Raw genomic sequence first — 22,461 nt, forward strand, 5'->3', positions numbered from 1 at the left:
GCGATGTTGATATGGTCAAGTCGTTTAGTTACTATCAGATGATCAGTCATCGTCGATTGAACACGACAATATCAGTAGAAACCCTGATGGCTATACTCGCTCCCACTCTCAACCCCCACGCCGGGCGCCCCATGGAAAAGCCAAGACGTGGCATTCAATCCGTCGAAATCGGAACGCAATTGCTGGTCGCGCTCGGCCGGCACGTGGCGCCCATGGCGCTGCGCGATCTCGGCAAGGCCGCGGGCGTGCCGGTCGGCAAGGCGCACCCCTACCTGGTGAGTTTTCTGAAGGTCGGCTTCGTGGTGCAGGACGGCACCGGCCGCTACGAGCTGGGCCCGCTGGCCCTGCAACTGGGCCTGGCCAAGCTGCAGCGGCTCGACCCGATCAAGGAAGCGTCGCCCCTCATCGAGGCGCTCGCGTCCGAGACCGAACAGAGCATCGCGGTCGCGGTCTGGGGCAACTTCGGGCCGACCGTGGTGCGGCTGGAAGAACCGATCCACCCGCTGCACGTGAACCTGCGCACCGGCACCGTGATGTCGCTGGCCTACACGGCCACGGGCCGGCTGTTCGCGGCCTACCTGCCGCCGAAGGTGGTGGAAAAAATGATGCTCGAAGACCTGGCGCGCACGCGCCCGGCCGACGGGCGCGGCGCCAGCGAGGAGCTGTCGAAGTCGCAGATCGAGGCGCTCCTGGTCGAGACGCGGCTGCACGGCGTGTCGCGCACGCTGGGCCAGCCGATTCCGGGCATCGACGCCTTCTGCGCGCCGGTGTTCGACTCGACCAACAACCTGGTGCTGGGCATCACGGCCATGGGCCCCGAGGCCACCTTCGACAGCGACTGGAACGGCCGCGTGGCCGTGCCGCTGAAGGCCTGCGCACTCGAAATCTCGCGCCGCCTGGGCTTCGTGCCCACCGACGAAGCGGGCTGAACCGCCGGCCCGTGCCGTGTAGGCAGGCGCTCACGCGCTTGGTTTGCCTTATCCCGCACGCGCGGGCCGCAGACGCGGCCACCGTAGAGGCCTACCTACCTCACGGAGACCGGTCATGAAAAGCATCATCCTTTGGCTCTGCGGCGTCCCGCTGATCGTGATCATCGGGCTGAAGGTGTTCGGCATTCTCTGACCGGCCACGAGCCACGACGAACGATCCCGCTTCCTCCTCACGGCGCTTCTTGCGTCGTTACAGCGCCCCTCCCGGGGCGCTTTTTTTGCGGATCGATCCGGTCAGTGCCGCTCAGTGGGTATTGCGCCGCAGCTGCTGCACGTCTTCATGCAGCGAATGCGCCCAGCTGCGGCGCTCGCGGCTGTACGAGGGCTGCGGCTCGCCGAAGCGCACGATGGCCAAGAGCGGCGGCGCGCGCAGCGTGTTCCACACCGAGGCCAGCAGGCTGTCGTCGTCGATGTAGCGCGGCGCCTGGCTGGTCTCGCCGGTGGCGGCGTCGGCAAAGCGCAGCGCGGCCGGGATCACCGGCGCGCCCGAGGAAATCGCGGCCTGCAGCAGGTTGGCATGGAACGGCAGCAGCCCGCGCCCGTCGCTCGTGGTGCCTTCGGGGAACACGCCGATCAGGTCGCCGCCGCGCAGCGCCTCGGTCATGTGGTGCACCACGCGCATGGCATCGCGCCGGCGTTCGCGCTCGATGTAGAGCGTGCCCGAGCCCGTGGAGAGCGTGCCGATCACCGGCCACTGCTTGACGTCCGACTTCGACACGAAGCGCACATGGCGCGCCGCATGGATGGCGGTGATGTCGAGCCACGACAGGTGGTTGCAGATGAGCAGCGCCGGCCCGTGCGCGGGCGGCTCGCCCTGCACGCGCAGCGTGACGCCCATGATCTGCAGCATGCGCGCCGACCAGGCCTGCACGCGCGCGTTGCGCTCGTCCTGCGGCAGGCGGGGGAAGGTGAAGCGGATCGTCCACCAGCCCGACAGCGCATGCGAGGCCGCATGCAGCAGGCGCCAGCCGGCCTTCAACGAGTGCAGCATCTGGACGCGGGCCCTCTTCTTCTTTTTGACGACGTGCCGTGTGGCGGGCGGCTGTCGCTCAGCCGTGCACGACGCGACCGGCCACCAGCGTGTGGCGCGCGCGCCCTTGCATCGGGTAGCTGGAGAACGGCGTGTGCTTGCCCTGGCTGCGCAGCGCCTCGGGCACCACCTGCCATTCGAGCGACGGATCGGCGATGCACAGGTCGGCCACGCCGCCCTCGGCGATGCGGCCGATGCCGCTGGCCGCGTCGGCCGCGTTCAGCAGGCGCGCGGGCGCCGAGGTGACCACCTCGATGGCGCGCGACAGGCCCGCGCCGCTGCGCTCGCCCCACTGCAGCGCGAGCGGCAGCAGCAGTTCGAGGCCGGTGGCGCCGGGTTCGGCTTCGGCAAAAGGCAGCGTCTTGGCGTCGGCCTCGACCGGCGTGTGGTCGGACACCAGCGCGTCGATGGTGCCGTCGGCCAGCGCGGCCGAGAGCGCGTCGCGGTCGCCCTGCTGGCGCAGCGGCGGGTTCAGGCGCGCGCGGCTGTCGAAGAAGCCGATGTCGGTGTCGGCCAGGTGCAGCGAGTTGATGCTGACGTCGCAGGTGATCGGCAGGCCCTGCGCCTTGGCCTCGCGCACCAGCGCCACGCCGCGGGCGCTGGAGATGCGGCACAGGTGCACGCGCGCGCCGGTGCTCTTCATGAGCTCGATGATGGTGAAGATGGCGATCGTCTCGGCCGCCACCGGCACGCCGCCCAGGCCCAGGCGCGTGGCGAGCGCGCCGCTGGCGGCGACGCCCTTGCCCAGGTCGCGGTCCTGCGGACGCAGCCACACGGTGTAGCCGAAGGTGCTGGCGTACGACAGCGCGCGCTGCAGCACCTGCGTGTCGGCCAGCGGCACGTCGGCCTGGCCGAAGCCGATGCAGCCGGCCTCGGTGAGCTCGGCCATCTCGGTGAGCACGCCGCCAGCCAGGTTGCGCGTGAGCGCGCCCAGCGGGAACAGGCGCGCGCACTGCAGCTTTTCGGCGCGGAACTTGAGCATCTCGACCAGGCCGGGCTCGTCGAGCACGGGGTCGGTGTCGGGCGGGCACACGAGGCTGGTCACGCCGCCCGCGATGGCCGCGGCCATTTCGCTTTCGAGCATGCCTTCGTGCTCGTAGCCGGGCTCGCGCAGGCGCGCGGCGAGGTCGACGAGGCCGGGGGTGACGATGCAGCCCGTGGCGTCGAGGGTGCGCTCGGGCTTGAAGCCCGCCGGTGCGCGTCCGATGCCGGCGATCTTGCCGTCGGCGATGGCGATGTCGGTGGGCTTGTCGATGCCCGAGGCGGGGTCGATGACTCGGCCGTTGGTGATGAGGATGTTCATGCTTCGTTACCGGCGACGATGCTCATGACGGCCATGCGGACCGCGATGCCGAAAGTGACCTGCGGGAGGATCACGCTCTGCTTGCCGTCGACCACGGCGGAGTCGATCTCCACGCCGCGGTTGATCGGGCCCGGGTGCATCACGATGGCGTCGGGCTTGGCCAGCTGCAGCTTTTCCTGCGTGAGGCCGAAGGTCTTGAAGAACTCCTGCGACGAGGGCAGCAGCGCGCCGCTCATGCGCTCGTTCTGCAGGCGCAGCATGATGACGACGTCGCAGTCCTTGATGCCTTCTTCGAGCGTGTGGCACACGCGCACGCCCATGCCGGCCATGTCGGCGGGCACCAGCGTCTTCGGGCCGACCACGCGCACTTCGGCGCAGCCGAGCGTGGTGAGTGCGTGGATGTCGGAGCGCGCCACGCGCGAGTGCAACACGTCGCCGACGATCGCGACCGTGAGGTTCGAGAAGTCTTTCTTGTAGTGGCGGATCGTGTACATGTCGAGCAGCCCCTGCGTCGGGTGCGCGTGACGGCCGTCGCCGGCGTTCACCACGTGCACGTGCGGTGCGACGTGCTGCGCGATCAGGTAGGGCGCGCCCGACTCGCTGTGGCGCACCACGAACAGGTCGGCGGCCATGGCGCTCAGGTTGGCGATGGTGTCCAGCAGCGACTCGCCCTTGGTGGCCGAGGAGCGCGCGATGTCGAGGTTGATGACGTCGGCGCTCAGGCGCTTGGCCGCGATCTCGAAGGTGGTGCGCGTGCGCGTGCTGTTCTCGAAGAACAGGTTGAACACGCTCTTGCCGCGCAACAGCGGCACCTTCTTCACCTCGCGGTCGCTCACGCTCGTGAAGTTGGCGGCCGTGTCGAGGATGTGCGTGACGATGTCCTTGGGCAGGCCCTCGATCGACAGCAGGTGGATCAGCTCGCCGTTCTTGTTGAGCTGCGGATTTCGCTTGTAGAGCATTACGTGTTGTCCTCCACCTTGAGGCTGAAGGCGCCGTCGTCGGCGCGCGCGAGGGCTAGCAATTGGGTGTCGGGCAGCTTGAGCGTCGTTGCTGCGAAGTCGGCGGCGACGGGCAGTTCGCGGCCACCACGGTCGACCAGCACGGCGAGCCGCACACAGGCGGGGCGGCCGAAGTCGAACAGCTCGTTGAGCACCGCGCGGATCGTGCGGCCGGTGTAGAGCACGTCGTCGAGCAGCAGCACGTCGGCGCCGTTCACGTCGAAGGGCAGCGCGGTCTGCGCGCTGGCCGAAAGGCCGCGGCGTGCGAAGTCGTCGCGGTGCATGGCCGACGAGATCACGCCGGGAGCACCGGCCAGGCCCAGGTCTTTTTGCAGGCGCTCGACCAGCCAGGCGCCGCCGGAGGTGATGCCCACCAGTTTCGTCTCGGGGCGCATCAGCGCCTTCACGCCGGACAGCAGCGTCGTGTAGAGCGCTTCGGCATCGGGAATTGAACTCACGGGAGACTCCTCAAAAACTGTTCCAGGATGATGCAGGCCGAGGCGGCGTCGGCGTCGCGGGCGCCGGACGACAAGGCCTCGGTGGTGCTGTAGCGCTCGTCGACCTCGAACACCTGGAGATTGAAACGGCCGCGCAGCTGGCGCGCGAACTTCTGCGCGCGGCGGGTGTTCTCGTGCGGGGCGCCGTCGGGGTGGTAGGGCACGCCGACCACGAGCGCGTCGGGCTGCCATTCCTTGATGCGCGCCTCGACCTGGGCAAAGCGGGCGTCGGCGCCCTCGGCCTTGATGGTGGCCTGCGGGGTCGCCGTGCGCAGCAGCCGGTTGCCGCTGGCCACGCCGGTGCGCTTGGCGCCGAAGTCGAAGGCCAGGAAGCTCTGGAAATGCGCGGGAACGGCGGCGGGGACTGGAACAGGAGCGGATGCAGGCGCGTCGGACATGACGTCGCTCATGCGTGGCCCGCGTCGGGAGACAAGGTCCAAGCCTCGAGCCCCAAGAGCATCAACGCCTTGTCGTAGCGCTTTTCCACCGGCGTATCGAAGATCACGGCCGGGTCGGCCAGCACGGTGAGCCAGCTGTTCTCGGCCAGTTCGGACTCCAGCTGGCCCTCGCCCCAGGCCGAATAGCCCAGCGAGACCAGCACTTTGCGCGGGCCGGCGCCGGTGGCCAGGGCCTCCAGCACGTCTTTCGAGGTGGTCATTTCGAGCCCGCCGGGGATGGTCATGGTCGAGGCGTAGACCGATTCCTCGGGCTTCTCGGCCTGGGTGAACACCGGCTCGTGCAGCACGAAGCCGCGCTCGGTCTGCACCGGGCCGCCCTGGAAAACGGGGGCCTCGCCCAGCTCGGGGCGGGCCAGGTGCAGCTCGATCTTCTCGAACAGCACCTTGAGGTTGATGTCGCTGGGTTTGTTGATCACCAGCCCGAGCGCACCGCGCTCGCTGTGTTCGCAGAGGTAAACGACGCTGCGGTTGAAAGTTTTGTCTTCCATCCCCGGCATCGCGATCAGAAAGTGATGCGTCAGGTTCATCGGGGCAGAATCGGCAGCCATATGCCCCCGATTTTACTGGCCGTCGACAAGACCTATCCCAAAGGGCTCATGTGGTTTCGCCGGGACCTGCGGGTGGACGACAACGCGGCGCTTTACCGGGCCTTGCGGGCCTGCCGGCAGGTGGTCTGCGTTTTCGTGTTCGACCGGGCGATCCTGGACGCCCTGCCCCGCGCGGACCGGCGGGTCGAATTCATCCGCGAATCGCTGGTGGAGCTCGAAGCCGAGCTGCGCGGCCTGGGCAGCGGGCTCATCGTGCGGCACGCGGTGGCCGCCGAGGAGATTCCGGCGCTGGCCCACACGCTCGACGTGCAGGCGGTGTTCGCCAACCGCGACGACGAACCCGACGCCCTGGCGCGCGACGCCCGCGTGCTCGGCGCGCTGGCCAACACGGGCATCAGCTTCCACACCTTCAAGGACAGCACGGTCTTCGACCGCGACGAGGTCATGACCAAGGCCGGCCTGCCCTACACGGTGTTCACGCCGTACAAGCGGGCCTGGCTGGCGAAGGTGGATTCGTTCTTCCTGAAGCCGTACCCGGTGCGCAGCCACGGCGACGCGCTCGCCCCGCCGCCCCCGGCCCTGAACGGGCCCGTGCCCACGCTGGGCGAGATCGGTTTTGAAAGCACCAACCTCCAGACGCTGGAGATTCCCACCGGCACGCGCGGCGCGGGCGCGCTGTTCGAGGATTTCTTCGAGCGCATCGACCGCTACGACGAGGCGCGTAACTTCCCGGCCGTGCGCGGGCCCAGCTACATGGGCGTGCACCTGCGCTTCGGCACGGTGTCGATCCGCCAGCTGGCCAGCGTGGCGCACCAGCTGGCGCTGCAGGGAAACACCGGGGCCGCGACCTGGCTCAGCGAGCTGGTCTGGCGCGACTTCTACTTCCAGATCCTGGCGCACTTTCCGCATGTGCATGCGAACGGCGAGTCGAAGAGTTTTCGCCCCGAGTACGACAAGATCGCCTGGCACCACGGCAAGCACGCCGACCAGCTGTTCGACGCCTGGTGCGAGGGCCGCACCGGCTACCCGCTGGTCGATGCCGCAATGCTGCAGATCCGCCAGAGCGGCTACATGCACAACCGGCTGCGCATGGTGGTGGCGAGCTTCCTGTGCAAGGACCTGGGGCTGGACTGGCGGCGCGGCGAGCGCTACTTCGCGCAGCACCTGAACGACTTCGAGCTGGCCTCGAACAACGGCGGCTGGCAGTGGGCCAGCTCGACCGGCTGCGACGCCCAGCCCTATTTCCGCATCTTCAACCCGGTGACGCAGAGCGAACGCTTCGACCCCGAAGGCAAGTTCATCCGCCGCTACCTGCCGCAGCTCGCGGGCCTGTCGAACGTGGCGATCCATGCGCCGTGGATGGCGTCGCCGGTCGAGCTGGAGGCGGCAGGCGTCAGGCTGGGCGAGAACTACCCGAAGCCCGTGGTGGACCACGCGGAGGCGCGGGAGAAGACGATGCAGCGCTACGCGGCGGCGCGCGCCAAGGCCTTGCAAAAGCCGTAACCAAGAAAAAAGGGCCCCGAGGGGCCCTTTTCTTTTGCGCGCCGATTGCCGGCGCTGCCGAGGCCGGTCAGGCCACCGCCAGCGCGGCCGGCTCGCTCGTGTACGCACGCACCAGGCGCAACAGTTCCTCTTCCGAGTACGGCTTGCCCAGGTAGTGGTTCACGCCCAAGTCGCGCGCGTACTCGCGGTGCTTCTCGGCGATGCGCGAGGTGATCATGATGATCGGCAACTCGGCCAGGGCCACGTCGGCGCGGATGTTGCGGGCCAGGTCGAAGCCGTCCATGCGCGGCATCTCGATGTCCGACAGCACCACGGCCGGGCGCTCCTGCTGCAGGCGCTCGAGCGCCTGCAGGCCGTCGGCCGCGAGCGACACGCGATAGCCTTCGCGCTGCAGCAGACGCTGCGTGACGCGGCGCACGGTGATGGAGTCGTCCACCACCAGCACGAGCGGGATCTGCGGCACCACCGGGGCAAAGGCGGCCGGCGTCTGCGGCGCGCCGGTGTCCACCGAAGCGGCATGCGTCGGCGCGGCCAGCGCGGCGGTCTGGCGCGCACGCGCCTGGTCGCCGTGCACCGCGGCCAGCGCCACCGGGTTGTAGATGAGCGCCACCGCGCCCGAAGCCAGCACCGAGATGCCAGCCAAACCGGGCAGCCGCGCGAGCTGCGGGCCGAGGTTCTTCACCACGACTTCCTGGTTGCCCAGCACTTCGTCCACGTGCAGGGCCACGCGCTGCGCCGCGCTTCGCACGATCACCAGCGTGTTGTTCTTGGTGGCGGCGTGCTCGCTGCGGATGGAATGCTGCAGCAGCGCGCCGGCCCAGTAGAACGGCACCTGCTCGGTGCCGAAGGCGAAGCTGTGGTTCAGGTAGGCGGCCTCGAGGTCGGCACCGCTCACGCGCTGCACGAGTTCCACGAGGTTCGACGGCACGCCGATCGAAACCTCGCCCGCGCGCAGCATCACCACGTGCGTCACGGCGGTGGTCAGCGGCAGCACCAGCTTGAAGGTGGTGCCCTGGCCCGGCGTGCTGTGCGTTTCGATGCGGCCGCCGAGCGCGGCGATCTGCGCGCGCACCACGTCCATGCCGATGCCGCGGCCGGCCAATTCGGACACCTGCCCGGCCGTGGAGAAGCCGGGCTTGAAGATCAGCTCGGTGGCTTCTTCGGGCGACAGCTCCTGGTCGGGCCCGAGCAGGCCGAGGGCGCGGGCGCGTTCGGCGATGCGCTTCTGGTCGAGGCCGGCGCCGTCGTCGCGGAAGCTCACCGACACGTCGTTGCCTTCGTGGTGCAGGTCGATGACGATGAGGCCGCTGGCGTCCTTGCCGGCCTTCTCGCGCGCCGCCACATCCTCGATGCCATGCGCCACGCAGTTGCGCAGCAGGTGTTCGAAGGCGGGCGTCATGCGGTCGAGCACGCCGCGGTCCATTTCGATGGAGCCGCCGACGATGTCCAGGCGCACCTGCTTGCCGGTGTCCTTCGAGGCCTGGCGCACCACGCGGTACAGGCGGTCGGAGATGCCTTCGAACTCCACCATGCGCGTGCGCAGCAGGCCGCGCTGCAGTTCGCGCGTCTGGCGTGCCTGCACGCTCAGGTCGTCTTCCGTGGCCTGCACGGTCTTTTGCAAGGTGCGCTGCACGGTGGCCACGTCGTTCACCGACTCGGCCATCATGCGCGTGAGTTCCTGCACGCGGGTGAAGCGGTCGAACTCGAGCGGATCAAAGCTCTGCTGCGAATCCTTGGCTTGCGCCAGGCGCGACTGCATCTGGCTTTCGGCCTGCACCTCGATGTCGCGCAGCTGCTGGCGCAGGCGATCGAGGTTGCCCGTGAGGTCGGCGAGCGAGCCGCGCAGCTGGCCGAGTTCGGCCTCGAGGCGCGAACGCGTGATGATGACCTCGCCGGTCTGCGCGACCAGCCGGTCGAGCAGCTGGGTGCGGATGCGCACCGCCTGGCCCGAGGCAGCGCGCAGCGGCGCGAGCAGGGCCGGCGCGGGGCGCGGCAGCAGGGACGACGGAGCGTCAACGGCGGATTCGGCGGAAGCCGCTTCGGCCTGGTCGTCGTTCGCCGACTCGCGCACCTCGGGCGCCGCCTGCACGCGCTGGATGGCGGGTGCGGTCGGGCTGGCGGTGGCGATCAGCTGGGCCACTTCGACCTGGGCGGCGTCGTCGGCCGCGCGCAGGGCGTCGAAGGTGTGTTGCAGCGTGTCCAGGCGCGTGAGCAGCTTCTCGATGTCGGCCCGCTCGGCCCCCTGGGAGCCCAGCAGTTCGATCTCGGACTCCATGCGGTGCGCGCGCTCGCCCAGGCGCATGGCGCCGGCCAGCCGGGCACTGCCCTTGAGCGTGTGCAGCGTGCGCAGCACCGAGGCGCGCGGCGCGGCGTCGTCGGGGTGATGCGACCACTGGCGCAGCGCCTCGCCCAGCTGGGGCATCAGTTCGGCAGCCTCTTCCTCGAAGATCGGGAACAGGTCGACGTCGACCGCATCGGCCAGGTCGATGGCGTCTTCGTTGTCGTCCAGTACCACGTCGGCAAAGGCGTCGTTGGCGACGACCTGCTTGGGCAGCAGCGTCTCGAAACGGGCCGCGGCGATTTCGGGCGGCATCGGTGCGGCGGCGATTTCGCGCAGCGCCTGCAGCGTGGCTTCGGACGGGTCGCGCAGGAAGCCGACCGCGAACTGGTGCAGCAGGCGACGCAGTTCGTCGGCCGCGGCGACCAGCACGACTCCCTGCTCGCGCGTGCCGCTGCCCTGCATCTGCAGGTGCTGCAGCGCCGATTCGAGCAGGCGGGCCATGCCCGACAGGCTGTGGAAGCCGACGGTGGCCGAGCTGCCGGCCAGCGAATGCGCCAGCGCGATGGTCGAGTCGGGCAGGCGCTCGTGGGTTTCGAGCGCCCATTCGCCGACATCGGTCGCCAGCTGGCGGGACCATTCGTCGGCTTCGTTGAGGTAGACGTTGTACAGCGCGATGCCGATGCGCAGCGGGCCGATCACCTTGACCTGGTCTTCGGCGCTCGGGGCGATGGAAGACTCGGGCTCGGGAACCGCCTCGGCCAGCACGGGCTCGGGCTCCGGCACGGGTTCTGGTTCAGCCACGACGGCTGCTGGCAGCTCTTCGACGACAACGGGGGCCTCGGGGGCGACTTCGACAGTCGCCGACACAGGCTCCGGTTCCGGCTGCAGTTCAGCCGGCACTTCCAATGCGGGCAGTTCTTCGGCGGCCTCGATGACTTCGACAGGTGCCACCGTCTCGGCGACAGGCTCAGCAGCAGCAGCCAGCGGCAGCGGCTCCGGCGCCCATTCGAGATCGGGCAGGCCCGATGCGGTCGGCACCGTCGCTGCGATTTCCGGGGCGGGCTCGGGCTCGGCGTGCGACACGGCGGGCTCGGCCGGTGCATGCGTCTTCGGGGGCGCGAGGAAATCGAAATCGTCGCCGCTGGGCAGCGCTTCGAGCGGCGCGGGCGCTGTGCTCTGCTTGCCCTCGAAGTCGAGGAAGTCGGTGGAGGCGAAATCGTCGTCGGGCTCGGGTGTGACAGGCTTGGTCGGTGCGTGTGGCGCTTCTTGCGCCTGCTGCCAGTCGGAGAAGTCCAACGTGGCGTCAGGGGCTGCCACATCTTGCGGTGTCAGCGACAGGTCGGGGAGCTCAGGCAGCTCCGGCAGTGCGAGCGGCGCCGGCTCGGCGGCGATGTGGCGTGCGGCCACCGCGAGCGCTTCGGCGTCGGCCACGCGCACCGGTGCGGGCACGGGCTCGCCGGCCAGCAGCGCGTTGGCCACGCGGCTGAACGGTGCCGAGTGCCAGGTGCCTGCATCGCCGGCGGCGATGGCTTCGACCCACTGGCTGAAATCGCGCAGCATGCGCTCGGTGCTCGACAGCAGCTCGGGCGTGGCATCGCGCTGGTCGGCCAGCCAGGTGTTGAGCACCTGCTCGAGCGACCAGGCGGCGTCGCCGAAGTCGGTGAGGCCGACCATGCGCGAGCTGCCCTTGAGCGTGTGGAACGCGCGGCGCAGGATGGTGAGTTCTTCGGTGTCGCCGGGACGGTTGCCGAGCGCGGCGATGGCGGCCAGGCCGTTGCCCACGACTTCGCGGGCTTCGTCCAGGAAGATGTTCTGCAGGTCGTCTTCTTCGAGCTCGGTGACCTCGGTGTCGGGCAGCGCCGACGGGCCCGTGATCTTGGTGGTCCAGCTCTCGGCCTTGCGGCTGAATTCCTCCAGCGGCGACGGCTTGGTCTTGCGGTTGGGCGTGGCCAAGGCGGCAAGCTTGGAAGCGATCTGCGCGTCGACCTCCTCGATGCTGAGCACGGGCTCGGCGGCCGGTGCGGCAGCGCCTTCGGCCGGGGCCGCGGCATCGATGGCCTGGCGGCCCATCAGCGGCTTGAGTTCACCGGCTTCGGCGTCGAACACGAACAGGCGCTTGGCCAGTGCGGGCTGGTAGCCCAGCATGTCGATGAGGAAACCGAGCGCGCCCAGGTTGTTGCCGAGCGCGTCGAAGGTGGCCATTTCCTCGACGGGCGAGCGGTTGACCTGCAGCATCTGCTCGACGTCGTCGCGCATGCGTTGCACGGTGTGCGCGGCCTGCTCGAGCCCCAGCACCGAGAACACGCCGCGCATCTGCATGAGCTGGGTGGGCACGGTGCGCAGCAGCGGCTTTTCGGCCGGGCGGCGGAAATACTGGTCGAGCGACTTCTCGAGTTCGCTCAGGTGGCTGCGCAGCTCGTCGACCACGGTGCCCATGGTCTGGCGGTCGCTGACGCGGCGGTACAGGTCCTCCATCCACGGCTCGAGCGGCTCGGAACGGCCGCCGTCGCGCACGCGTTCGATGCGGCCGGCCAGCTGCAGCGTGCGGGCCGTGAGCTGCGGATCGCTGGGGTCGAGGTCTTCGAGCGCGGCTTCGAGGTACAGCACCGAGGTGGCGACTTCCATCGCCAGTTCGGTGTCGGGCGGCTGGCCGGAACGCACCGAGGCGTCCACGGCGTGCGTCAGCGCCTGCACCATCGGCTGGCTCGGCGGGTGCAGCTTCAGCAGCGATTCGCCGAGCTGCGCGAAGGTGTCGGCCACCTGGCGCGTGCGGGTGATGTCGCCGCCCGAGAGCGCCGACCACATTTCCTTGGCGGTCTCGATGCGCTTGCGCGCCTGCGAGAGCACCAGCGGATCGAAGCGGCCGAACTGCACCACGGTGTAGTCGACGCGCGGCTCCTGCGTCACGCCCCAGGCGCTGCGCACGGTGCGCAGCGTGGCGGCGTCGTCCTGCGCGCCCGGCACGGCCTGGGCGCAGAAGAAGAGCAGGTCCTGGCCGAGGCGGTCGGACACCACGCTGTCGCCGCGCGCCAGCGTGGCGTACTGCAGCAGCACGCGCGAGGCGGCGCGCTTGACGTAGGTGTCGGCGGGAATCAGGCCCAGCGCGAGGGCTTCGAAGAAGCCCGCGGCCAGCGTCCAGAAGCTCGCGACGCGCGGCAGCAGCGCGCCACGCCCGAGCCCCAGGCACAGCGCATGCAGCCGTCGCGCGGCCTGTGCGTCGCCGCTCTTGACCAGCTGCAGCACCTCGCGGTCGAGCCGCGAACGCACGGCCGGGTCGTAGGCCAGCGCCGCCTGCGTGAGGGCAGGCTTGACCTCGACCCAGCGCCACGCCGTGCTCCACAGGTCCGCCGGATGGACGCGCTCATTGCCGCCCAGCTCCAGCACGTCGCGGTACTGCGGAAACAGCGCCACCGACGACACGGCCTTGCCGGCCAGCAGTGCGCTGAGGAAATCGGTGACGGCAAAGCCGGCACGCTCGATCTTGTGCACGGCACTCTCGGTGCAGCGCTGCGGTTCGGCAATGAAGCCCTGCACCGCGAATTCGATGGTGCCCAGCACCAGTGCGGGCGAGCTGTGGCCGACCATCTGCAGCGCGCCGACGGCCTGGTGCAGTTGCTGGCGGGCCATCTGCAGCGGGCCGCTCTCGGGCTCCGTGGCACTGCCCACGTCGCGCACGAAACGCCGCAGCGACTTGCCGACACCGTCGAGGGATTTCTGGATTTCTCCCAGCACCCAGGCCAGCGGCCCGAGGTCTTCGGTGGCCGGCATGTTGCCGGCGAGGGGGGCCGTGGCAGGGGTTTGAATCGACACGTTGATTGCTCGCCGTTCTTTATCTGTCAGTTTTTCACTGGGCGCCACGCGCCCTCAATGCATCCAACCATCGCGGTCACTTCAAGGGACACCGCGGAACCGGCTTTGCCGGGCCGCTGGTGTCGCCCCCGGAAGGGGGTTGCCGAAGCGACACGAAGTGCGCGAAGGCTGGGGGAGAGCTTCATCACGCGATCTTGAAACGGGCCACCGAGCGACGCAGTTCTTCGGCCATCTGCGAGAGCTCGCGCACCTGCTGGGCCGTGGTCCGAGTGCCTTCTCCGGTCTGTTCCGTCACCGCAAAAATGTGCTGGATGTTGGCGGCCACCACGTTGGCCGAATCGGCTTCGCGGGAGGCGGACTGCGAAATCTGCTCGATGAGGTCAGCGAGTCGGCGCGACACGCGGTCGATCTCGGACAGCGCGGTACCCGCGTTGTCGGACAGCTTCGCCCCTTCGACCACACCCTGCGTGGAGCGCTCCATGGCGCCCACCGCATCCTGCGTGTCGGTCTGAATCGCCTTCACCAGCGCCGAGATCTGGCGCGTGGCGTCTGCGGAGCGTTCGGCCAGTCGCTGAACTTCTTCCGCCACCACCGAGAAGCCTCGGCCGGCTTCACCGGCGGATGCCGCTTGAATGGCGGCGTTCAGGGCCAGCACGTTGGTCTGTTCGGTAATGTCCGAGATCAGCTCGGTGATTTCGCCAATCTCCTGCGACGATTCGCCCAGGCGCTTGATCCGCTTGGAGGTTTCCTGGATCTGGTCGCGGATGGAGTTCATACCGCCGATGGCGTTCTGCACGGCCTGCAGGCCCGACGATGCGGCTTGCAGCGACTGGCGCGCCACCGTGGCGGACTCTTGCGCTTGCGAGGACACGCCGTTGATTCGCTCGGCCATGGTCAGCACCGACTGGCCGGTTTCGCGAATTTCGCGCAGCTGCTCGGTCGAGGCGGCGAGCAGTTCAGTCGAGGTGTTTTCCACCTGCGACGTCGTCTGCGCCACGCGGGTTGCCGTGTTCTGCACGTTGCCCACCAGCAAACGCAGTTCTTCCACCGTGTAGTTCACCGAGTCGGCGATGGCGCCGGTGATGTCCTCGGTCACGGTCGCTTCCTGCGTCAGGTCGCCTTCGGCCACTGTCTGCAGTTCGTTCATCAGCCGAAGAATGGCGGCCTGGTTGGCGTTGTTCACGCGGCCGGCTTCTTCAGACGCCTGCTCGGCAGCCAGACGCTCGCGTTCGGCGACGGCGGCACGTTCGCGGCCTTCGCGCACCTGCACGAAACCGATGGCGCCGGCCAGAGCCAGGGCGGCCAGCGACAGCACGAACAGCAGCACGATGGTGCCGGCGCCCAGGCCGGTGCGTGCCGAGAGCTTCTCTTGCAGTTCGCCCAGCGACTTACGCAGCGGCTCGCTGTCGGTCAGGATGGACGCCTGTGCTTCGCGCGCGGCCACCAAGCCTTGCAGGTTGCCCAGAATGGCCGAGGCCTGCGTGCGCATCTGTTCGTAGGTCTTCAGGATGGCTTCGAGCTGCTGGCGCGTCTGCGGGTCTTTCGAGCCGGGGAAGCGCTGCTGCGCGTTGCCGTCGAGCAGGCCGCGGGTGGTTTCCTGGAAGGTGTTCAGGTCCTTGCCCAGCAGGAACACGGCGTCGGGGTTCACACCCTCGACCGTGAAGAACTCGTTGGTCGACTTGCCGATGCGCTGCGTCAGCATCACGAGCTGGCCGGCGGCCGAGATCTCGGGCAGCGTGGCGTTCTGCTGCATCTTCAGCGACGCGACGGTTTCCGTCATTTCGAGCAGCGTGGACGACTGCTGGTTGATGTCGCGCAAGGCGGCACCCACCTGCGTCAGGATCTGGCGCTGGGCCAGCACGGCCTTGGCGCTCGCGTCGGCGCGGGCGACCAGCGGGTTGATCTTGTTCATCTCCTCGTCGTACTGGTTGCCGACGGCTTCCAGGCGCAAGGCGTCGTCGCCGTTGGTCAGGCCCTGCACGCGGCGCGAGAGGTCGTCGGCGCTGTCCTTCACTTCGACGAACGCCGAGGCGCTGCCGACGAGGGCCTGCGAGATCGACTTGGCCAGGCGCTGCGACTGCATCAGCGACTGGCCGGTGGCCGCCACCTGCTGCGCCAGGCGTTCCGCGCGAAGGATGGCGGAGCCGGCCACCAGCAACAGCGCCAGCACCACGATGGCCAGCATGATGGCCAGCACGCGCTGCTGCTTGGCGGGGTTGGCGCCCATGCCGCCCGCGGCGGGGGCCAGCGGAACCGCTTCGAGCGTGGCCGCGTTGGCGGCTTCGACGGACGCCGGGTCGCCCAGCGCGTCGATGCCGCCGAAGCCGGTGTCGGCCGTGGCGGCGGATGCGCCCTCGCCCTTCTTGGCGAGGCGGATCGTTTTTTCGTCCGGAACCTGAACCGTGTCGACATCGTCGAGCGATATCGAACCGGAGCCGTCGACGCGGGCCTTGTCGTTCCCGTTGGTCGCGGGGAGTAATTTCTTGAACTTGTCGGCGATCGAGCTCACGGTCGGTCCTTCAGGTGGTTGCCAGTGCCATGTGCCGAAGCACTACGCACCAATACTCAAAAACTGGGGTTGCTGCGAAAGCGCCTGCAGGTTGACTTCCTGCCAGCGCTCTCCTGCTGCGTCGGTGTACAGATGCCCGTGCCAGGCCGGGGCCTCTGCGCCCGGAGCGTCGGCGGCCGTGAAGGCCTCCGCACCCCGCAACCCCGCCAGTCGATCGACCAGCAAAGCGCAGTTGACTTCCAGCAGCTCGTTGAATGCCACGAGCCGCGATTGGATGCGTGCCGCCTCGGTGGCGGCGGGGGCGCCCGGCGCACCGGACGCAAACGCCGACAGCTGCACGACGCCGTACAGGCCGCCGCGCAGGTTGGCGACGCCGAGGAACCAGGGCTCCGTGTAGGGCACGGGCTGGGGCGGCGTCCAGGGAAAGATTTCGCCGGCGTGCGCCAGCGGAAAGAGGTACTTGCCCTCACCCGCCTCGACCGCCAGCCAGCTCGCGGCCACGCCCGTGGTGCGCGCGGCCTGGAGGCGGCTCGCAAGCCGGGACTGGAAGGCGCGCAGCGCGTCGCGATTCGCCATGGAGTGCGCAGGTTCCCGCTCAGGCGAGCGCGCTGATCTTGGACATCAGATCGGCCGCGTTGACCGGCTTCACGATGTAGTCGCGTGCGCCCTGGCGCATGCCCCAGACACGATCGGTTTCCTGGTTCTTGCTGGTGCACAGGATGATCGGGATGGCGGCGTACTTCGGGTCGCGGGCGATGGCGCGCGTGAGCTGGAAGCCGTTCTGGCCGGGCATGACCACGTCCATGAGGATCAGGTCGGGGTGGTCTTCCTCGAGGCGGCGCATCGCGTCGTCGGCGTTTTCGGCCGTCTTCACGGAGAAACCGTTCTTCTGGAGGAGGTCGGTCAGGAACACCAGTTCCGTCTTGGAGTCGTCGACGACGAGGATTTTTCGAATGGGCATTACTGCACTTCCTGTTGAACAATGCCAAACTGCTGCACGGCCTGCAGCAGCTGGTCTTTGGTGAATGGCTTGGTGAGATAGTCCTGGGACCCGACCATGCGGCCGCGGGCCTTGTCGAATACGCCATCTTTCGAAGACAGCATGACGACCGGGACATTGGAGAAATGCGCGTTGCGCTTGATGATGGCGCAGGTCTGATAGCCGTCGAGGCGAGGCATCAGGATGTCGCAGAAAATCAGGTGAGGCTTGTGGTCGTTAACCTTGGAGAGCGCGTCGAAGCCGTCTTCCGCGAGAAGAACCTCGTGCCCACCCTGCTTCAGAAAAATCTCGGCACTGCGCCGGATGGTGTTGCTGTCATCGATGACCAGCACCTTGTAACCAGATCCATTCGGGCCCATTGCAAACGCTCCTGCTCATGAGACTTGGATGCCCGCCGCGCCGAACATCGACGCAGATCGCGTAGCCCTATGCCATGCTTGTCAGATCTCAACCATTTCGAAGTCTTCCTTGCGCGCACCGCACTCAGGACAGGTCCAGTTCATCGGCACATCGGCCCAGGCCGTGCCTGCCGCGATGCCGTCTTCCGGTACACCAACCGCTTCGTCATAGATCCACCCACAAATCAGGCACATCCAAGTTTTCGTGTTCATCGGAGCTTAAAGTCCTTGTTCATTAAATGCAACGAGTGTATCTATGCGTATCTCACTGGCAGACCGTAAACGTCGCGCCTATGCCACCATCCAGGGGATTTCGCTAGGCGTATGACCATCTACTTACATCCAGACGAGAACACCCGCAAACCGGGCAATCTTAACGACCCCTCGCAGGACGACGAGGCGCTGAGCGAACGCGACCTGAATCCCCCCTGCGTGCTGGTGTTCAATGCCAGCGATCCGAGCGGCGCGGGCGGCCTGGGCGCCGACGCCCTGGCCATGGGATCGGTGGGCGCTCACATCCTGCCGGTGGTGACGGGCGCCTACGCCCGCGACACGGCCGAGATCTTCGACCACTTCGCCTTCGAGGAAGAGGCCGTGGCCGAGCAGGCCCGCGCCATCCTGGAAGACGTCGAGGTCCAGCTGATCAAGGTGGGCTTTGCCGGCACCCCCGAGGCGCTGAGCACCATCGCCGAGACCGCCGCCGACTACCCGGACGTGCCCGTGGTGGCCTACATGCCCAACCTGTCGTGGTGGGACGAGAACCTCATCGAGGCCTATCTCGACGCTTTTCGCGACCTCGTGCTGCCCCAGACCACGGTGTTGGTTGGAAACCACAGCACCCTGTGGCGCTGGCTGCTGCCCGACTGGAGCGGCGAGCGCCCGCCCGGCGCGCGCGACATCGCCAAGGCCGCCGGCGAGTTCGGCGTGCCCTACACCCTGGTCACCGGCATGGTGCTGCCCGACCAGTTCATCGACAACGTGCTGGCCTCGCCGCAGTCGGTGCTGGCCAGCGAGAAGTACGAACGGCTCGAAGCCGTCTTCGCCGGCGCCGGCGACACGCTCTCGGCCGCGCTCGCCGCCCTGCTGGCCAGCGGCACCGACCTCGTGGCTGCCACGACCGAAGCGCTCGCTTACATGGACCGCTGCCTCGACGCGGGCTTTCGCCCCGGCATGGGCCACGTGCTGCCCGACCGCCTGTTCTGGGCCGAGCCCGAGGACGACGAAGACGATGACGACGCGCCCGACACCCCTCCCGATTTCGCTTTACCCCCGCACGACACGCGACACTGATGACTGACCAGAACGACCTTCTTTTCGAGCGCGCCCGCGCCGTGATCCCCGGCGGCGTGAACTCGCCCGTGCGCGCCTTCAAGGCCGTCGGCGGCACGCCCCGTTTCATCCAGCGCGCGCAAGGCGCCTATTTCTGGGACGCCAACGACAAGCGCTACATCGACTACATCGGCTCCTGGGGTCCGATGATCCTGGGCCATGGCCACCCCGCCGTGGTCGAGGCGGTGCAGAAGGCCGTGCTCGAAGGCTTCTCGTACGGCGCGCCGACCGAGCGCGAGATCGAACTGGCCGAAGCCATCCTGGCCTTGGTGCCGTCGATGGAGATGGTGCGCCTCGTGAGCTCGGGCACCGAAGCCGCCATGAGCGCGCTGCGCCTGGCGCGCGGCGCCACCGGCCGCAAGACCATCGTCAAGTTCGAAGGCTGCTACCACGGCCATGCCGACGCGCTGCTGGTGAAGGCCGGTTCCGGCCTCGCCACCTTCGGCAACCCGACCTCGGCCGGCGTGCCGCCCGAGGTGGTGCAGCACACGCTGGTGCTCGAGTACAACAACCTGCAGCAGCTCGAAGAAGCCTTCGCGCTGCACGGCAAGGACATCGCCTGCCTGATGATCGAGGCGATCGCCGGCAACATGAACTTCGTGCGCGCCACGCCCGCTTTCGCGAAGCGCTGCCGCGAGCTGTGCACGCAGCACGGCGCGCTGCTGATCTTCGACGAAGTGATGACGGGCTTCCGTGTCGGCCTGCACGGCGCGCAGGGCGTGCTGGGCATCACGCCCGACCTCACGGTCCTCGGCAAGGTCATCGGCGGCGGCATGCCGCTGGCGGCCTTCGGTGGCCCGCGCGCCATCATGGAACAGCTCGCGCCGCTGGGCCCGGTCTACCAGGCCGGCACGCTGTCGGGCAACCCGGTGGCCACCGCCTGCGGCCTGGCCACGCTGAAGGAAATCTCGAAGCCCGGCTTCTACGAAGCGCTGGCCCAGAAAACCCGCACGCTGGTCGACGGCCTGAAGGCCGCCGCGGCCGCCGAGGGCCAGCCCTTCAACGCTGACAGCGAAGGCGGCATGTTCGGCTTCTTCCTCATGAACGAACTGCCGCAAAACTACGCGACGGTGATGACCACCGACAACGCACAGTTCAATGCGCTGTTCCACGGCCTGCTCGACCGCGGCGTGTACATCGCGCCGGCGCTCTATGAAGCAGGCTTCGTGAGCGCCGCGCACAGCGAGGACGACATCGCGGCCACCATCGCCGCGGCGCGCGACATCTTCAGTAAGCGCTGACGCGCACCCTCCCCGCTCAGGCGGGGTCGACCGCCGCCACCGGTCCGGCCTCGGCTTCGAGCACCTCGGCCGCGGCCAGGCACAGGTCTTCCCGGAAGCGGTCGCTCACGAGCTGCACGCCCGTGGGCAGCCCGTGGCGCAGCCCCATCGGCACCGACAGCCCCGGCAAGCCCAGGATCGCGGTGGACAACAGCGGGCTCTGCGCATCCAGGATCTCCCGCATCGCGGCGCTGCCGCGCTGGTCGGCGTCGACCGGGAACGGATGGCGCCACGACACCGGCATCAACAGCAGCGGATGGCGCTGCAGGAACAGCGCCCATTCGCGCATCAGCCCCGTGCGCGCGGCCAAGGCGCGCATGTAGCTGGCCGTGTCGAACTGCGGCGCGTGCGCGTCCATGGCGCGGTAGGCCTGGCGGATGGTGTCGTCGCCGTCGCGCATCAGCGCCTCTTCCACCAGCAGCCGGCTGTCGGCCATCGTCAGCGACAGCCAGAGGTCGGCCGTCTCGCGCAGGCGCGGCGGCTGCGCAGGCTCGACACGGTAGCCGGCGCGCTCCAGACGGCGTGCGGCGCGCTGCAACGCATCGGCTACTTCGGGGTCGCAGGCGTAGCCGGGCAACTCGGTACACAACGCCACGCTGACGGGCCCGGTCGACGCAGACTCCAGCGGCGCGGGCGCCCACCACGGGTCGCGCACATCGCGTTGCGCCATCGCGGCAAAGGCCAGCTGCAGGTCGCGCACGCTGCGCGCCAGCGGCCCCTGCACCGACGTGAGCTGGACCACCATCGGCCGCTCGCCCGCACCCGAAGGGTTGAAGGCCGGCACGCGGCCGAAGCTCGGGCGCAGGCCGTACACGCCGCAGGCGTAGGCCGGGTAGCGGATCGATCCGCCCTGGTCGTTGCCGTGCGCGATGGCGCCGATGCCCACCGCCACCGCCGCCGCCGCGCCACCGCTGGAACCGCCCGGCGTGACGTCGGCGTCGTACGGATTCAGCGTGCGCCCGTGCGCCGCGTTGTCGGTGAACCAGCGCATCGAGAACGCGGGCGTGTTGGTGCGGCCGACCACGATCGCGCCGGCGCGCTGCAGGTTCGCGACCACGGGGCTGTCGTCCTTCGCCACGACGCTGCGGTAAGCCTCCACGCCGTTGGTGGTGGCATGCCCGCGCTGGTCGACGTTGACCTTGATGGTGACCGGCACGCCGTGCAGCGGCCCGGTCGCCTCGCCCTTCGCGAGCACGGCATCGGCCTGCGCCGCCGCGCCGAGGGCCTCGTCGGCGCAGCCGTCGACCACCGCGTTCACCCGCGGGTTGACGGCCTCCAGGCGCGCCAGGCTGCTGCGCACCGCCTCGACGCACGAGACCTCGCGCGCCTTGATGCGCTGCGCCAGGTCGGCGGCTTCCAGTTGCCAGAGTTGCATGCGTTGTCTCCTTGGGAAAAATGAAATCGATCGATCGGACGCGTTAGTCGCCCTTGACGCCCGCGCGCCGCACGGCATCGGCCCAGCGCGGCTTCTCGCGCTTCATCAGCGCGCTGAGTTCCTCGGGGCTCGAGGGCAGCGCCTCGATCGACAGCGCGGCGTTGGCGCGCACCACGGCCGGGTCGGCGAGCGCGGCGCGCAACGCGGTGTTGAGCCGGTCGACTGTCTTGCGCGGCGTGCCCGCCGGCGCCATCAGCGCGCCCCAGGCCACCACCTCGAAACCGAGCACGCCGCTCTCGGCCACCGTCGCCACCTCGGGCAGCACCCCGGCGCGCCTGGCGCTGGTCACGGCAATCGCCTTGACCCGGCCTTGCTGGATGAACGGCAGCACCGCCGAGATGTTCTCGATGGTCACGTCGAGCTGGCCGTTGACCATGTCGCCGACCGCCTGCGTGCCGGTCTTGTAGGGCACCTGCACCATCGTCAGCCCGGTCTCGGCCTTCAGCAGTTCGCCGGTCAGGTGGCCCGCGCTGCCGATGCCGGGCGAGCCGGCCGAGAGCTTGCCGGGATGCTCGCGACCGTAGGCGATGAGCTCCTGCAAGTTGCGCACCGGCAGGTCCTTGCGCACGATCAGCACGTAGGCGTTGCTCGAGATCAGGCCGACCGGCACCAGGTCTTTCTCGGGCGCGTAGGGCAGCTTCGAGAAGAAGGCCGGGTTGATGCTCAGCGTGACGAGGTTGCCGTAGCCGACCGTGTAGCCGTCCGGCGCGGAGGTGGCCAGCGCCTGCGTGCCGACGATGCCGCCGGCGCTGGGGCGGTTGTCCACCGCCAGGGCCTGGCCCAGCTCGCGCCCCATGGCGTCGGCGACCGGCCGCACCGCGACGTCCACGCCCGACCCGGCGGCATAGGGCACGATGAATTTCAACGGGCGCTCGGGAAACTGGGCCGAGGCGCCCATCGAGGCGCCCAGGGCAACGGCGGCCAACCCGGCCAGGACGGTGCGGCGGGTCCACGCGAATGACAGTGCAGGCACGAAGCGATCTCCTGTGAGAGTCCCGCCGCTCACCATGAGACGACCGGTGCGCAAAGTCTAGAAATCGGCCGCGCGCCGGAAAAGACAATCGCTTGTCGCGATGACAACCTGCGTTTGTCT

At 68.8% G+C, this 22,461-nt stretch carries 18 protein-coding genes; 4 read left to right on the forward strand and 14 right to left on the reverse strand.

Annotated features, from left to right (window positions below):
- The first annotated feature begins 131 nt into the window (after nt 1–131).
- Nucleotides 132–929, forward strand: a complete 798-nt coding sequence (locus AC1RAA_RS17990) for an IclR family transcriptional regulator (RefSeq protein WP_492697678.1) — start codon at nt 132–134, stop codon at nt 927–929.
- A gap of 304 nt (nt 930–1,233) precedes the next feature.
- On the opposite strand, the gene AC1RAA_RS17995 is transcribed toward AC1RAA_RS17990, so the two are convergent.
- The 6 genes from AC1RAA_RS17995 to AC1RAA_RS18020 are packed head-to-tail and all read right to left on the reverse strand — an operon-like array spanning nt 1,234 to nt 5,823.
- The gene (locus tag AC1RAA_RS17995; RefSeq protein WP_095948045.1) at nt 1,234–1,980 is read right to left on the reverse strand and encodes a lysophospholipid acyltransferase family protein; all 747 of its coding nucleotides are present in this window, start codon (nt 1,978–1,980) and stop codon (nt 1,234–1,236) included.
- A 58-nt stretch (nt 1,981–2,038) separates the two neighbouring features.
- Nucleotides 2,039–3,322, reverse strand: coding sequence for a dihydroorotase (locus AC1RAA_RS18000; RefSeq protein ID WP_492730907.1), 1,284 nt, complete (start codon nt 3,320–3,322; stop codon nt 2,039–2,041).
- Complete coding sequence (locus tag AC1RAA_RS18005) at nt 3,319–4,281, reverse strand: aspartate carbamoyltransferase catalytic subunit (protein WP_056577783.1); 963 nt, start codon at nt 4,279–4,281, stop codon at nt 3,319–3,321. Before AC1RAA_RS18005 ends, AC1RAA_RS18000 begins: the two co-directional genes overlap by 4 nt.
- Nucleotides 4,281–4,778, reverse strand: coding sequence for a bifunctional pyr operon transcriptional regulator/uracil phosphoribosyltransferase PyrR (gene pyrR / locus AC1RAA_RS18010; protein WP_492697681.1), 498 nt, complete (start codon nt 4,776–4,778; stop codon nt 4,281–4,283). Before pyrR ends, AC1RAA_RS18005 begins: the two co-directional genes overlap by 1 nt.
- The gene (ruvX, locus tag AC1RAA_RS18015; RefSeq protein ID WP_070062755.1) at nt 4,775–5,227 is read right to left on the reverse strand and encodes a Holliday junction resolvase RuvX; all 453 of its coding nucleotides are present in this window, start codon (nt 5,225–5,227) and stop codon (nt 4,775–4,777) included. Before ruvX ends, pyrR begins: the two co-directional genes overlap by 4 nt.
- On the reverse strand, nt 5,224–5,823 hold the full coding sequence (locus AC1RAA_RS18020; protein WP_062479100.1) for a YqgE/AlgH family protein: 600 nt from the start codon (nt 5,821–5,823) through the stop codon (nt 5,224–5,226). Before AC1RAA_RS18020 ends, ruvX begins: the two co-directional genes overlap by 4 nt.
- On the opposite strand from AC1RAA_RS18020, the gene AC1RAA_RS18025 reads away from it, so the two are divergent.
- The gene (locus AC1RAA_RS18025) at nt 5,824–7,326 is read left to right on the forward strand and encodes a cryptochrome/photolyase family protein (RefSeq protein ID WP_492730904.1); all 1,503 of its coding nucleotides are present in this window, start codon (nt 5,824–5,826) and stop codon (nt 7,324–7,326) included.
- A gap of 67 nt (nt 7,327–7,393) precedes the next feature.
- Here the strand turns inward: AC1RAA_RS18025 and AC1RAA_RS18030 are convergent, their stop codons facing one another.
- The 6 genes from AC1RAA_RS18030 to AC1RAA_RS18055 form a co-directional block, all read right to left on the reverse strand.
- Complete coding sequence (locus tag AC1RAA_RS18030) at nt 7,394–13,417, reverse strand: hybrid sensor histidine kinase/response regulator (RefSeq protein ID WP_492730902.1); 6,024 nt, start codon at nt 13,415–13,417, stop codon at nt 7,394–7,396.
- A 184-nt stretch (nt 13,418–13,601) separates the two neighbouring features.
- Complete coding sequence (locus tag AC1RAA_RS18035) at nt 13,602–15,926, reverse strand: methyl-accepting chemotaxis protein (RefSeq protein ID WP_492730900.1); 2,325 nt, start codon at nt 15,924–15,926, stop codon at nt 13,602–13,604.
- Nucleotides 15,927–15,968: 42 nt separating this feature from the next.
- Nucleotides 15,969–16,502, reverse strand: coding sequence for a chemotaxis protein CheW (locus tag AC1RAA_RS18040; RefSeq protein ID WP_062479111.1), 534 nt, complete (start codon nt 16,500–16,502; stop codon nt 15,969–15,971).
- A 19-nt stretch (nt 16,503–16,521) separates the two neighbouring features.
- Complete coding sequence (locus AC1RAA_RS18045) at nt 16,522–16,887, reverse strand: response regulator (RefSeq protein WP_062479114.1); 366 nt, start codon at nt 16,885–16,887, stop codon at nt 16,522–16,524.
- The gene (locus AC1RAA_RS18050; protein WP_021012487.1) at nt 16,887–17,285 is read right to left on the reverse strand and encodes a response regulator; all 399 of its coding nucleotides are present in this window, start codon (nt 17,283–17,285) and stop codon (nt 16,887–16,889) included. Before AC1RAA_RS18050 ends, AC1RAA_RS18045 begins: the two co-directional genes overlap by 1 nt.
- Nucleotides 17,286–17,366: 81 nt before the next feature.
- Nucleotides 17,367–17,537 (reverse strand): rubredoxin, encoded by a 171-nt coding sequence (locus AC1RAA_RS18055; RefSeq protein WP_007838397.1) that lies wholly within the window; start codon nt 17,535–17,537, stop codon nt 17,367–17,369.
- A 111-nt stretch (nt 17,538–17,648) separates the two neighbouring features.
- On the opposite strand from AC1RAA_RS18055, the gene thiD reads away from it, so the two are divergent.
- Entirely contained in the window at nt 17,649–18,614 is a 966-nt protein-coding gene (thiD, locus tag AC1RAA_RS18060) for a bifunctional hydroxymethylpyrimidine kinase/phosphomethylpyrimidine kinase (protein WP_492730898.1), read from the forward strand.
- Complete coding sequence (gene hemL / locus AC1RAA_RS18065; protein WP_492730895.1) at nt 18,614–19,894, forward strand: glutamate-1-semialdehyde 2,1-aminomutase; 1,281 nt, start codon at nt 18,614–18,616, stop codon at nt 19,892–19,894. Before thiD ends, hemL begins: the two co-directional genes overlap by 1 nt.
- Before the next feature lie 16 nt (nt 19,895–19,910).
- On the opposite strand, the gene AC1RAA_RS18070 is transcribed toward hemL, so the two are convergent.
- Nucleotides 19,911–21,308 (reverse strand): amidase family protein, encoded by a 1,398-nt coding sequence (locus AC1RAA_RS18070; RefSeq protein WP_492730892.1) that lies wholly within the window; start codon nt 21,306–21,308, stop codon nt 19,911–19,913.
- Nucleotides 21,309–21,351: 43 nt separating this feature from the next.
- Nucleotides 21,352–22,341, reverse strand: coding sequence for a Bug family tripartite tricarboxylate transporter substrate binding protein (locus tag AC1RAA_RS18075; RefSeq protein ID WP_492730890.1), 990 nt, complete (start codon nt 22,339–22,341; stop codon nt 21,352–21,354).
- Between the last annotated feature and the right edge of the window lie 120 nt (nt 22,342–22,461).

It is taken from the genome of Variovorax sp. GW823-FHT04F07, from assembly GCF_058795995.1.